Below are 13733 nucleotides of genomic sequence, written 5' to 3'. Positions count from 1 at the left end.
TCTCAAAATTTTGGCCAAAATTTGAAAAATAATGGCCAAAATTTAAAATAGGGGTTTAACAGGGCCATTTCCTTTAAAGAAGTCTTGGAGCATAAGATGCATTGTTGTCAGCGCTAATGAACAAAAAAACTTCGGGGAGAAAGTCCTCGAAGTTTTTTTTGTTTTTATAATGTGAATCCTTTGTCTATTCAGCAGGATGCAAATACCAGTCGGCATTATTATTACCCTTTGACTGTGACCAGTTCAAGAAAGTAGGATAGATATCGCTGATTTTTGTTCTTTCATTATCCTTTTTCAAAATAGTCTCCTTGAAGTTGGCCAACTGAACACCATGCATATAGAAAGCGAAGGGATAATCACTGTCGCGAACAAAGTATTTGCCTTCGGCAGGAACAGAACGGTCGTCAACAGTGCCGAAAAGGCTGGTGTTCATATTCTTAGTGGGAGCCTCGAAGGGAACGTGTACTTCCCAGCGGCCTTCAGCCTCGTCACGGAAGATGAATGGCTTCACAGTAGCAGTCTTGCTCATCACGTTGAATCCGCCATCATAGTTGATCTCGATGATATAGGTAGTACCCAACTCACCCTTTACATCGTTGGTGAGCAGATAAACAGAACCATCCTTCTGGAAAGTCGTTTCGATGGTGTCGTTGCTGTTGGCTGCCACCTTCTTCATGTTGATACTGGTGGTCTTCCAGTTGATGCCGAGTGTTACGGCCAGTCCAGATGTGCGGGTAACGTAGTTCTGATCGGTAGTAAACTTGAGAGTTTCTTTCTTTACCTTATAGCTGGTACCGTTGGTAACTTCGTAAGTGATTTCGCGTGCCATCTCAACCATGACATCGTTCATGTCGTAGTCGCCGGCTGCAGGCCAAAGGTCTTCAAAGGCATATACACCTACGGTTGTAGTCTTCTTGTCCTCCACAACAGGCAGTGGAGCAAACACATCAGCAGGCTTCAAGGCCAGGATCACGTCGTCGTAATCGAGGTCGTTGCAGGCATCCTCAAAGCCCACGATAGGATACTCCTGACCAGATTCTGTCGATTTGTAAGCGAACTTAGCTGTACGGCTCAGACCGTCAGGATTCTGATACTGGCAGTCGGCAGGATTCAAACCACTGGTGTTGCAGTATGAAAGTCCGTCGGTAGATGTAGCCCATACGTTGTATTGGCGAGCCAATGGCATCTCTGAACCAAAGCCGTTGTAGTTGTTGAAATACTTCTTTCCGTCAACAGTCTTCTGCATGCCCCAGCCGTTTGATTTCAGAATGAAGCCAATCTTTGTTCCTTTGGGGAATACGGTAGTAGCACCAGACATATCGCCATTTGCAATGTTGGGATAGTACATCAGTTGTACAACGTCGCCGCGTTCCAAAGAGATGTTGCCATAGAAGTTGGGAACTTTCTTGAACCAGTCACGATCCCATAAACCGTCCTGAATATTTGGGAACAGCATGATGATGTTCAAATCTTCAGGCTTTACGGGTACCTCATCCTCATGGTAGTAATAGTAACCCAATGAGTTGTTCCAGCAGGTCATACTTCCAAGGAAGGTCACTGTTACGTCTGATGCCTTCTCCAAGGTGAGATCGGCCTGGGCACGATACACATCATGACAGGTCTTGCTGGCTACGAGGGCATTTGAAACTGTTTCGTAGAGACCATCCATCTCTTCGTCGGTAAACAGAAGTCTGGGATCGGCAGTCTCTTTGTCTAACAGATAGGCGGGGCGACCACTCTGGCTGTCCCATTCGCCCAAGGCAACCTTCCAAGGCTTGTAGATCTGTACACCAGTATCATCGCCCGTGCTGACATTTACCATGTTCGACAACTGATAGAGTGTCTGCATGCTTGTGGTCAGAGGACCGCCAACGTCGGCAGCACGACGCGCAGCGCGTTTGGTGTTATTAGTCTTGGAGGCAACAAACATAGCCTTGCCGTCAACCACCTTACCTGACATTGTTTTCTGAATGCGGAAGTTTCCTGTCACCACATAGAGGTAATCGGCATACGCAGGCAGATTGATGTTCTGAGCAAACTTGCCGTCGGGTTCGGTAAAACCTTCATAGATGGGAAGCAAATCTTCTCTCAGTGTTGATGATTCGTCTTCACCAGTGAAAGGATACTCAGTGTAGATACTGAAGAATACCGGGCTTTTAAGTTCATAAGCCGAGTAGTCAACAGTCAGATCAATACTCTTTATGGTCGAGAAATCAAACGGATTTGAAGTCATCGCCATGTCTTGTGGCCCCTCATAGAGGTCTTTTTCCTTGCACGAAGAAACGATGGCAAGGACTGCTGCAAGAATAAGTAATTTTTTCATTATTATTAGTTTTTGTCTTTAATATGTTCCATTTTGCTGCAAATTTAATACTATTTTACGAGTTATACCATATTATAATAGAAAATTATCGAAAAAAGTATCAAATTCTTGAGAAAGACAATTTTGGATAAGAGGGAATTATCGGGTCACCTGCAGAAACATGTGTATTATTCACCAAAACCAGACAAAAAGTTACTATGTTTGCAGTCGGAAACACCAATAAGCCGATAGGGGATAGTCCTTAGGCAGTGAAATATTCCGCACCGTGAGGTGCAGAGAACCTCTTCGCTACGCTTCTAGAACCTCTACATCTCACGTTGCGTGAAAAGAGGCTTCGCGAGGAAAAAAAGAGGCAGAAGATTTGGTACGATAATAATTGGATTGTATATTTGTAAGTGCAAAAAACAAGATACTTTCACAATTAAATACCGTACCAGTATGCAAAGGAACAAAATTTCTTTCAAAGGACAAAAGATTTTCGTAGGAATTGATGTCCATGCTAAGAATTGGGAGGTGGCAATAGCCCCCGAAGTCGGAATTGTAAAGAGGTATTCCCAGAAGCCTTCAGCAAAAGATCTCTTTGACTTTTTGAAGAAGAATTACCCGGATGGTGATTATCAGGCTGTCTATGAGTCTGGCTTCAGTGGATACTCCACTTATTATGCATTGAAGGAAGTCGGTATTGGCTGTATGGTGATTCATGCAGCCGATGTTCCGACGACTCAGTATGAAGAGGTGATGAAGACAGACAGGGTGGATGCCGTAAAACTGGCGAGATCTCTGAAGGCAGGTCTGCTCAAGGGCAACTATGTTCCAGAGAAGCAGTACATTGACGATCGCTCTGTTGTCCGCATACGCAAGACAATACAGAAGCAACTCAGCGGATACAAGTCGAGAGTCAAGCACCTGCTGCATTGTCATGGAGTAGAATTCCCTGAACGATTCTCCAGGAAGCAGACACACTGGTCAAGGGCTTTTATCACCTGGCTGATGAACGATGTGCGGCTGATGTCAGATACACGAACTTCGCTTGACCTGCTCATCAGGCAGGTAGAGGTCCTTAGAGGAACATTGCTGGAGGCTACTCGCCAATTGCGCAAGATGAGCCAGACAGAACGATACAAGCACAGGCATGACCTGCTCAGGACAATCCCCGGAATCGGCATCATAGTCACGATGTGCATCCTGACGGAGGTCTGTGACGTGAAACGTTTCCACAACGAGAAAGAGTTTGCCGCCTACCTTGGACTGATCCCTACAAGCCACAGCAGTGGTGAGAAGACCGTGCATGGCGAGAAGACTTTCAGGGGGAACAAGCAACTTGGCCCCATGATTATCGAGGCTGCATGGATTACCATCGGCAAGGATGCGGGACTTGGAACGCAATATTTTCAGTACAAACAGAGGATGGAACCACAGGAGGCGATAGTGAGGATAGCACGTAAGCTTTCCAACATCATCTTCTCCGTCCTGAAGAATGAAAAGGAATATGTACCATACCAAACGGGTAATTGACATACGGATTATCAGACAACTTCACAAGACGACTCCTGCGTTTTTTTGAGGTGTAGCTTTGACTACATCCTCTTCAAAAAGATTGTTGCGTCTTACTATATATTCTGAAGAAGTAAATTGATGGGCGGTCTTGCTTTGCCGTTTCATCTCATAGAAGTTTGTCTGGTAGGTCTGTTGTCGGTAGTCATTCTGTACCCAACGTAAGCGTTGGGGTGATAGTTACGGCTTCTTCAAAAGTCATCGTACTAATGCATTTCGCGCAAGCGATTGATAACAAACAGTTAATAAACAATAAATATTTTCCAATTATTTGGAATGCAACATAGAAGAAAAACAGAAAAAAAAGATTTTAAAAACAGATTTTTCGTCAGATTTTAAGCGTAGCGTCCAAAAACTCTTGGTCGTCGTTTCACTCCTCAAAATCGAACGAAAAATCAAAAAAAGATAATCATTCAAAAATCTTTTCTCGCGGTGAGGTTCATATTCATGCACTTTTTCTTGCCTAAGCCAAAAGCTGGATGCACCTCAGCCATCTAAAAAACATGTTTTTATTTCTCCCGGTTTTGAAGGTTTTTGTATAATGCGAAGTAAGGCAAACACTGGAATTTGCTAGTTACCCGAATTATCTCATGATTTCAACATCCTCAAAATGAGTGATGATGGGGTGGGGAAGTCCCATTTCTCCTACAACGGTGACAATGTCGAAACGAATGGGATCAGCTATTCTGCGGAATTTAATATAGTGGTTGATGGCAAAGCGAAGGTTGCGTCGTTTTTGCCAGTCAACAGCTTGCTCGGGTGTGGAAAATTTGATGTTGCGGCGTGTCTTCACTTCAACGAAAACAATGAATTCATCCTTTCGGGCAATGATGTCGAGATCGCGATGGCCTGAATGCCAGTCGCGTTCCAAAATGATAAATCCCTTTTCGCGCAAGTAGTCGGCAGCCACCTCCTCGCCCCAGATGCCCATCTGTGAGTGTTCGGCTATCTCATTGTAGCCGTTCTTTTTGTTGTGGCTATTCGTGATGAGTCGCTCACAGCGTTCAAAGGCACTTTTCACCCATCCGTCATGGTCGGGCACATTGGGAAACAGGCGTTCCAAGGCTTTCATGATTTTTGCTGCCTCGTCGTTGTTTTCCTCTTCAATGCATTGCTTGAGTTTATCGACAGCAGTCCAGAACATAGCCGATGAGGCATAAGGACTCTTGTCTGAGGCATATAGTTGGCGGGCGGCTTCGTAAGCTTCTTTCACCCGTTTGCTTTTGCGAAGTTCAAATATCTCTTTGGCGGTCATTGGTTGTTCTTTGTGTGCAAAGATAATCTTTTTTCTCTAAAATGAGTTGTTTCGTATTGTATTTCTCTAAAAAGTTGTACTTTTGTATGCAAAATGCAAAAACAGAAATGGAGCGTAACGACGAAAAACAGACAGCATGGGATTTTGTGGAGAACACAGGACGTAGTATTTTCCTCACGGGTAAGGCCGGAACCGGCAAGACTACTTTCCTGAAAAAAGTGGTAGAACAGTCGCGCAAGCGTCCTATCGTTGTGGCTCCTACAGGCGTGGCAGCCATCAATGCCGGCGGTGTGACGATCCATTCGTTTTTCCAGTTGCCCTTCTCACCGTTCGTGCCAGGAGCAAAGGTGGAGAGCAAGTTTGATTTCGGGCGTGAGAAACGCAAAATCATTTCTTCTATCGACTTGTTGATCATCGACGAGATTTCGATGGTACGTGCCGATCTGCTGGATGCTATTGATAGTGTGCTTCGTCGTTTTCGCGACCATGCCCTTCCCTTTGGCGGTGTACAGTTGCTGATGATTGGCGATCTGGCTCAGCTGACCCCAGTGGTGACGCCCGAGGACGAGCGGATGTTGAAGCCCTACTACGATACTCCCTATTTCTTCGGTTCAAAAGCACTGCAACAGATAGACTATGTAACCATTCAGTTGGAGAAAGTCTATCGTCAGCAGGATGAGTCGTTCGTATCGCTGCTTAATGAAGTGCGCAACGGACATCCCTCGGCAGAGACGCTGAAATCCTTAAACTCTCGTGTTCTGGATGCCAAGTATGGTCGTTCAGACTCCCAACCCCCTAACTTAGGGGGCTTAGGGGCTATCCGACTGACCACTCACAACAACTTGGCCAATTCATACAATGAGTCTGAGTTGAGGCGACTGCCAGGCCCTTCTTATCATTTCCGTGCCGAGGTGAAAGGCACTTTTCCTGATTATTCTTATCCAACAGCGGAGACGCTGGAACTGAAGCAGGGAGCGCAGGTGATGTTTATAAAGAACGATGCATCGGCCGAACACAGATACTATAACGGGCGTATCGGTAGGGTGGTAGAGATTGGCGATACCCGTCTCTCTGTTTATTGTGAGGGTGATGCTGAACCGATCGAAGTGGAACCATTGGAATGGGAGAATACCCGCTATACCCTGAACGAGAAAACGCGTGAGATAGAGGCCGAGGTGCAGGGAACTTTCAAGCAGTTGCCCTTGCGACTGGCATGGGCTATTACTATTCATAAGAGTCAGGGATTGACCTTCGACCGTGCCATCATTGATGCCAACCAATCGTTTGCTCCCGGTCAGGTGTATGTGGCCTTGAGTCGTTGCCGCACCCTCGAAGGTCTTGTATTGGCCTCGCCCCTTCAGGCGCATGCCATCATCAACGATGAGCGGGTGGATCAGTATATTGCTCAGCAGGAATATCAGGCTGAACGAAGTATTGCCCAACTGCCTTTGCTGAAACAGGAATATGAGCGCTATCTGTTGCTACAACTTTTCGATTTCCGGCAATTGTTGTTCTTACAGGAAACGATGGTACGTATTTTCGCAGAGTTCTTTTATCACAGTCATGCTTCACTGAAGCAGTTGCATGACCAGACCTTGCAGGATGTTCAGCAGAAAGTGATGATGGTTGCCTCGAAGTGGCAGCAGAAAATCCAGGCGATGCCCATTGGGCAGTTGCGTGATGCCGACTTTCTGGAGCGAGTGAAGCGTAGTGCCGACTATTTTGCCGACGAACTGAATAATATCTTTGCTAAGCCCCTGGAACTCACGGGCAAGGTGGAAACAGGAAACAAACAGGCTTCGCGCCGACTGAGTAATGCCTTGAGCGATGAGCGACAGACATGGCTCTCGCGCCTTTATCTGCTGAAGAAGATTGCCGAATATGGGTTTACTGTTAGTGGCTATCTGAAGGAAAAGCAAATGTCAATGCTCGATGCCATTGATGCTGATATGCCGGAGAAAGGACAAAAACGGAAACAGAGAACGAAGAAAGCTTCTGTAAGTGCGCAGCCAGCCCCGAAGAAACCCAAAACTTGGGAGGTGAGCCTTGGCCTTTATCTGCAGGGAAAGAAACCGGAGGAGATTGCACAGGAACGTGAACTGACCGTTGGCACTATTCTGGGACACCTGGCCCGATATCTGGATTCTGGCGAGGTTTCGCTCAATGCGCTTGTGGCGCCTGAACATCAGCAGAATATAATGGCAGTCATCCATAAAATAGGGACTGCCGACGGCACCACTGCTATTAAAAATCTTTGTCAGCCCGATGTCACCTATGACGAGATACGACTGATGATGGACCGTATGAGAACTAAATAGAAAACAAACTATGGATAGAAATCAACAAATTATCCGCACCAGTTATATTGGTGTAGCTGCCAATGTGTTGCTGGCCACTTTCAAGGCGGCAGTAGGTTTGGCTGCCAGTTCAGTGGCTATCGTGATGGATGCAGTGAACAATCTGACCGATGTGCTCTCGTCTGTTATCACCATTGTGGGTACCAAACTTTCCAGCAAACCTGCTGACCATGACCATCCTTTCGGTCATGGACGAATAGAATATTTCAGTGCCATTATCATTGCCATCATTGTGTTGATGGCAGGTGTGGGATCGCTGATTGAGTCGGTAAGGAAAATTATTGAGCCTACTGAACCGCAATATACTACGGTGACACTCATCGTGATTATCGTGGCCATTGGCGTGAAATTGGTATTGGGACGATATGTGAAAGCAACAGGCGAGCGTCTGAAAAGCGATGCACTCATAGCCAGTGGTGCCGATGCCTTGTTTGATGCTGCAGTAACCCTGGCCACTTTGGTATCTGCGGGTATCATGCTGCTATGGAATGTCAACCTTGATGGCATTTTCGGTACGCTTATCTCGATTGTTATCTTAAAAGCCGGTTATGAAATGCTTTCGTCGCCTATCAACGAACTGTTGGGCAGTCGTATCTCGCCCGAGTTCGTGTCTCAGCTGAAAAAGGAGGTGATGAGTTTTAAAGAGGTGCATGGTGTGTTCGATATCATTATGAACAGTTATGGACCAGACACCATCATAGGTTCGCTGCATGTCAGTGTGGATGAAACAATGACAGCTCATGAGATACACAGGCTGACGCGTAGCATTGCCCAACGTATCTATTCACAGTTTCATGTTATTCTCACAGTGGGCATCTATGCTGTTTGCACCGATCATGGCGATAGTGGCAGGCTGCAGCATGACGTGATGGCCTTTGTTGCCAGTCAGGAGGGGGTGATGCAAGTACATGCTTTCTATCACTATGAGGACCGCAATCTGATAACGCTCGATGTGGTGCCTGAGGAGAGTGTGAAAAATGCTGCCACTTTCATAGAAAAAATAAAAGGGGCCCTGCACAGGCAGTTCCCCGACTATCATTTCTCTATCATCGCTGATCATAACTACAGCGAGTAATTATCAATAGGTGAGTATTTACGAAAATACTCACCTGTATTTTTTTAAAGATTGTCTAACTCTGCGACATTGCTGGCTATTTCTTCATCAGAGAGTGAATAGTTTTGCAGATCGCCCTTGATGAAGGCCTCGTATGAAGGCATGTCAATCAGTCCGTGACCGGAGAGGTTGAAAAGTATCACCTTCGCTTCGCCAGTCTCTTTGCATTTATTGGCCTCGCGAATGGTGGCGGCAATGGCGTGTGTGCTCTCAGGGGCAGGAATGATACCCTCTGTGCGGGCAAAGAGCATACCGGCCTCGAAGGTTTCAAGCTGGGGAATGTCAACGCCATGCATGTAGCCGTCCTTGATGAGTTGTGAGATAATCATACCAGCACCATGATAGCGCAGTCCGCCGGCGTGAATGTTGCTGGGCTTGAAATTGTGGCCCAGTGTGTACATGGGCAGTAGGGGCGTATAGCCGGCCTCGTCACCAAAGTCATAGCGGAACTGTCCGCGAGTGAGCTTTGGACAACTGTCGGGTTCGGCAGCGATGAACTCGGTATGGCGCTCACCGCTCAGGTTATGGCGCATGAAGGGGAAAGAGATACCGCCGAAGTTTGATCCGCCGCCAAAGCAGCCAATCACGATATCGGGATACTCACCGGCCATCTGCATCTGCTTCTCTGCCTCCAGGCCGATGATGGTCTGGTGCAGACCTACGTGGTTCAGCACCGAACCTAAGGTGTATTTGCAGTTGGGGGTAGTGGTGGCCAGTTCAACAGCCTCACTGATAGCAGTGCCCAGTGACCCCGTGTGCAATGGGTCGCGTGTCAGAATGTCTTTTCCTGCACGTGTTGACATAGAGGGAGAGCCTTCTACCACAGCACCAAAAGTACGCATGATGCTTGAACGGTAGGGCTTCTGCTGCATAGTAATTTTTACCTGATAAACAGCACAGTCCAGTCCGTAGATTTTTGCTGCATAGCTCAAAGCGGCTCCCCATTGTCCAGCGCCTGTTTCAGTAGTCACATTGGTGGTGCCTTCCTGTTTGGCATAGTAGCACTGGGGCAGGGCAGAATTGATCTTGTGCGACCCCAACGGGTTGGTCGATTCGTTCTTAAAGTAAATATGAGCAGGGGTACCCAATGCTTCTTCGAGTGCATAGGCACGAACCAGAGGGGTAGAGCGGTAGTACTTATATTTTTCGAGCACATCTTCCGGAATGTCTATCCAGCGGTGCTCGGTATCCAGTTCCTGTACGCAGCATTCGCGTGGGAAAATGTGTGCCAAATCATCAACGCCCAATGGCTGCTTGGTCTTCGGATGGATAGGAGGCATAGGCTTGTTGGGCATATCGGCCTGTATGTTGTACCACTGTGTGGGAATCTCATTTTCTTGTAGAATAAATTTCTTTTGTTTGCTCATAATTGTAAAAGGATAATATGATTTGTGAATATGCATGCAAATTTACAGTATTATTTGCAGACGAAAGAAGAATGATTGAATTTTTTTGTAGTTTCTTGGGTAAAAATGGTTTTTCTTGCAGTTTTTAATGTATATATTTTCATTTTTGCAAATATACAAGATTTTTTATCAACTCTTGTAGAGTACAGCATTTTTTTTGTTTACCTTTGCAGCCGTTTTACGATTATCAAGAATAGGAATAAAATAGCAGTATATGCTCATTATTGTTGTTATAGCACTCTATTTCTTAGTGCTTTTCGGAATAAGCCGGCTGATGGTGCATCGGGCTTCTAATTCAACATTCTTTCGTGGTGAGAGACGTTCACCGTGGTGGTTAGTGGCTTTCGGTATGGTAGGCGCAAGTATCTCGGGCGTGACCTTTGTGAGCGTGCCTGGCATGGTGCTCAGTAGTGGAATGGCTTATCTGCAGCTATGCATGGGTTTCGTGTTGGGCTATTTAGTGGTTGCCTTCGTGTTGTTGCCTGTTTATTACAAACTGAACCTTACCTCTATTTATAGCTATCTTGGTCAACGACTTGGACAGCGTAGCTATAAGACTGGGGCGTGGTTCTTCCTGTTGTCGAAAATGTGCGGAGCCTCGCTGAAGTTCTATGTGGTGTGCATGATATTGGGAACGTTTCTGGGAGGTTCAAAAGTTCTGTTTGTACTGATTACCATTACGATGGTTTTCTTGATATGGCTTTATACTCGAAGGGGAGGTATTCGTACATTGGTGTTTACAGATACCTTTCAGACGCTTTGTCTGTTTACTGCTCTTCTCCTTATTATATATAAAGTGATGGGACAGATGGAATTCAGTTTGACAGACGCTCTTCACTCTATTGTGGCCGATGAACGCAGTAGGGTGTTCTTTTTTGACGACTGGGCGTCACCAACACTGTTCTGGAAGCAATTGCTCAGTGGACTGTTCATTGTAGTTGTGATGACAGGCTTGGATCAGGATATGATGCAGAAGAACCTGACCTGCAAGACTTTGAAAGATGCCCAAAAGGATATGTGTACCTATGGACTGGCCTTTCTGCCTGCCAACTTCCTCTTTCTGGCCCTGGGCGTTTTGCTTGCACAGTATTTTGAGGCGCAGGGCGTGGCTTTACCCACGAAAGGGGACGATTTGCTGACGATGTTCATTGCCAATCATGGAGAGATGATGATGGGCGGTAGCAAATTCTTCACTCTTCACTCATCACTCTTCACTCTATTCCTAGTCGGCATACTTGCGGCCTCTTGCTCTAGTGCCGATTCGGCACTCACTTCACTGACCACCTGCTACTGTGTAGATATTCGCCAGAAAGAGAATGACGAGCGGTTGCGTCGTAGAGTCCACATGGTGATGTGTGTATGGTTTGCAGCCTTTATCCTGTTGTTTGATGCTGTAAACTCTAAAAGTCTGATTGATGCCATCTATACAGTGGTGAGCTATACCTACGGTCCTCTGTTGGGATTGTTCGCTTTCGGACTATTCACTCGGCATGAGTTGAGCGACCGGTGGGTGCCTTATGTCTGTGTGGCATCGCCTCTGCTTTGCTATACTATTGACCAAATAGCAAAGCAGCAGTTCGATTATCACTTCGGATATGAACTGCTGCTGTTGAATGGAATGCTTACGTTCTTCGGACTCTTGGCGCTGAAGAAGTAAACATGATGTAGAATCTTTACTGCATGTCGTAAACCACCTGCATGAGTTTCTTGCCTATCTCATCGGCTTCGGCCATGGTTTGTGCCTCGCTATACACGCGAATGATGGGTTCGGTGTTCGATTTGCGCAGGTGAACCCACTTGTTGGGGAAATCAATCTTCACACCGTCAATGTCGTTGACAGTAGCCTCGGGATCCTTGGCAAACATTTCTTTTACCTTTACCAGAATGGCATCAACATCTGTTTCAGGAGTGAGGTCGATACGATTCTTGGCTATCTGATAGTCGGGGAAGGTTTTGCGCAGTTCGCTTGCCTTCATTCCTTTCTGGGCCAGACTGCTCAGGAACAAGCCAATACCAACAAGGGCATCGCGACCGTAGTGGCTCTCGGGATAGATCACACCACCATTGCCTTCACCACCAATCACGGCACCTACTTCCTTCATCTTGGTAGTAACGTTCACCTCACCAACGGCTGCTGCTGTGTATTTGCCGCCATGCTTCTCGGTGACATCGCGCAGCGCACGGGTAGAAGAGAGGTTGCTGACGGTATTGCCCTTGTCATGAGCCAATACATAGTCGGCCACACTTACCAGGGTGTATTCTTCGCCGAACATCTTGCCGTCTTCGCAGATGAATGCCAGGCGGTCCACATCCGGATCGACAACGATACCCAGGTCGAAACCTCCTTGGCGCATCTTGTCCATAATGCCCTGCAGGTTTTTCTCCAAGGGCTCAGGATTATGTGCAAACTGACCTGTGCACTCACCGTTCAGAATCTCGAAGTCAACACCCAAAGCCTTGAACAGGTCGGGCAGAATAACACCGCCTACTGAGTTGATGGTGTCGGCACATACGCGGAATTTGCGTGCTTTGATAGCTTCAGTATCCACCAGTCGCAGGTCGAGCACCGACTGGATGTGGCGCTGGTTCATAGTGTCATCCTTAATCACGCGACCCAACTTCTCTACAGGGGCATAGTTGAAGGCTTCAGCCTCTGCCAGACGCAATACCTCAGCACCATCGGCAGCAGTCAGGAACTCGCCCTCACGGTTCAACAGTTTCAGGGCGTTCCATTGTGTGGGATTGTGTGAGGCAGTGATGATGATACCGCCATCGGCCTCATGCCAGCGTACAGCCAACTCGGTGGTTGGTGTGGTAGCCAGACCAATGTCAATCACTTCGTAGCCCATACCAACGAGGGTACCGCAAACTACGTCGCGTACCATCGGGCCGGAAATACGGCCGTCACGGCCTACCACAATTTTCTTGCCGCCAATGAAGGTAGCATATGCGGTTGTAAACTTAACAATGTCGAGAGGATTGAGCGTATCGCCCGTAGGTCCGCCTATAGTACCGCGGATACCAGAAATTGATTTGATTAATGTCATAGACCAGGTTGTCTTTGAAATGTTATTTCGTAAAAATATGGATATACATTGCTTGAAGCTACGGTATGTCCCTGAGTGTGAGGAACGATGAGGCGAACCTGTGACACGTTCTCGGTGGCAGTAGGAGCTCCCACTTTAATATAGCTTAATGGAACAAGCCATGCCGAAGGTACCGAAGCACTGTAGCGGTTCAGCATCAGACCAGAGGTAAACGATGCCGTAAAGTTGTTTCCCGTTCTTGAAACGTTCATCACGTCAGGATCATAGGCATCGTAGAAATTCGTATAAACAGTTGTGGTGTCGAAAATACTGCGTTCCATGAAACGAACATAGAGATTGACATTCTCTTTGTCTTTCACAGCCGATCCACTGCCTTTGTTGACGATTTGCATATACACACCACTATTGTTCATATATACATATTCGTCTGCACCAGTGCTGTCGCCCTGAGCATGAAACTGTGCTTCTTCGATAACCTTGATATTTCTGTAGCTGATGAAATCGCTGATGCCATCGCGCTCTTTGGCTTTTTGGTCAGCGTAGGTCTCATAGTCGTTGCAGGCAGTAAGAAAACTAAAGCCGGCAAAGATTATGAGCAAATGGGATAATTTCTTCATATATCGAATAAAAAATACGTATTTCCGTGCAAAGGTAATGCTTTTAGTGAAGAGTGAAAA

At 46.7% G+C, this 13733-nt stretch carries 9 protein-coding genes; 4 read left to right on the top strand and 5 right to left on the bottom strand.

The window, feature by feature from the left end; all coding sequences use genetic code 11:
* Window positions 1-184: 184 nt before the first annotated feature.
* Window positions 185-2323, bottom strand: a complete 2139-nt coding sequence (locus L6475_RS09490; protein ID WP_237819384.1) for an LruC domain-containing protein — start codon at window positions 2321-2323, stop codon at window positions 185-187.
* Between the two features lie 438 nt (window positions 2324-2761).
* On the opposite strand from L6475_RS09490, the gene L6475_RS09485 reads away from it, so the two are divergent.
* Window positions 2762-3838: an IS110 family transposase gene (locus tag L6475_RS09485; RefSeq protein ID WP_237819382.1), complete on the top strand. Its 1077-nt coding sequence runs from the start codon at window positions 2762-2764 to the stop codon at window positions 3836-3838.
* Window positions 3839-4460: 622 nt separating this feature from the next.
* On the opposite strand, the gene L6475_RS09480 is transcribed toward L6475_RS09485, so the two are convergent.
* Window positions 4461-5132 carry a YraN family protein gene (locus tag L6475_RS09480; RefSeq protein WP_237819380.1) on the bottom strand — a complete coding sequence of 224 codons (672 nt, stop codon included), beginning with the start codon at window positions 5130-5132 and terminating at the stop codon, window positions 4461-4463.
* 107 nt (window positions 5133-5239) lie between these two features.
* Here L6475_RS09480 and L6475_RS09475 point away from each other — a divergent pair, with 107 nt between their 5' ends.
* Entirely contained in the window at window positions 5240-7450 is a 2211-nt protein-coding gene (locus L6475_RS09475; protein WP_237819378.1) for a helix-turn-helix domain-containing protein, read from the top strand.
* A 10-nt stretch (window positions 7451-7460) separates the two neighbouring features.
* Complete coding sequence (locus L6475_RS09470) at window positions 7461-8564, top strand: cation diffusion facilitator family transporter (RefSeq protein WP_237819377.1); 1104 nt, start codon at window positions 7461-7463, stop codon at window positions 8562-8564.
* Window positions 8565-8608: 44 nt separating this feature from the next.
* Here the strand turns inward: L6475_RS09470 and L6475_RS09465 are convergent, their stop codons facing one another.
* Window positions 8609-9970 carry a TrpB-like pyridoxal phosphate-dependent enzyme gene (locus tag L6475_RS09465; protein WP_237819376.1) on the bottom strand — a complete coding sequence of 454 codons (1362 nt, stop codon included), beginning with the start codon at window positions 9968-9970 and terminating at the stop codon, window positions 8609-8611.
* 253 nt (window positions 9971-10223) lie between these two features.
* On the opposite strand from L6475_RS09465, the gene L6475_RS09460 reads away from it, so the two are divergent.
* Complete coding sequence (locus tag L6475_RS09460; RefSeq protein WP_237819375.1) at window positions 10224-11666, top strand: sodium:solute symporter; 1443 nt, start codon at window positions 10224-10226, stop codon at window positions 11664-11666.
* Between the two features lie 16 nt (window positions 11667-11682).
* Here the strand turns inward: L6475_RS09460 and glmM are convergent, their stop codons facing one another.
* Together glmM and L6475_RS09450 are read right to left on the bottom strand one after the other, a co-directional pair.
* On the bottom strand, window positions 11683-13056 hold the full coding sequence (gene glmM, locus L6475_RS09455; protein ID WP_237819374.1) for a phosphoglucosamine mutase: 1374 nt from the start codon (window positions 13054-13056) through the stop codon (window positions 11683-11685).
* Window positions 13053-13673 carry a DUF4827 domain-containing protein gene (locus tag L6475_RS09450; protein WP_237819373.1) on the bottom strand — a complete coding sequence of 207 codons (621 nt, stop codon included), beginning with the start codon at window positions 13671-13673 and terminating at the stop codon, window positions 13053-13055. The genes glmM and L6475_RS09450 overlap by 4 nt, the downstream gene beginning before the upstream one ends.
* Between the last annotated feature and the right edge of the window lie 60 nt (window positions 13674-13733).

Origin of the sequence: Prevotella sp. E9-3 (genome assembly GCF_022024015.1) — a bacterium.
Taxonomy (GTDB): Bacteria; Bacteroidota; Bacteroidia; order Bacteroidales; family Bacteroidaceae; genus Prevotella.
The sequence above is the reverse complement of the archived record's forward strand: the minus strand, read 5'-3'. Positions and strand labels throughout refer to the sequence as shown.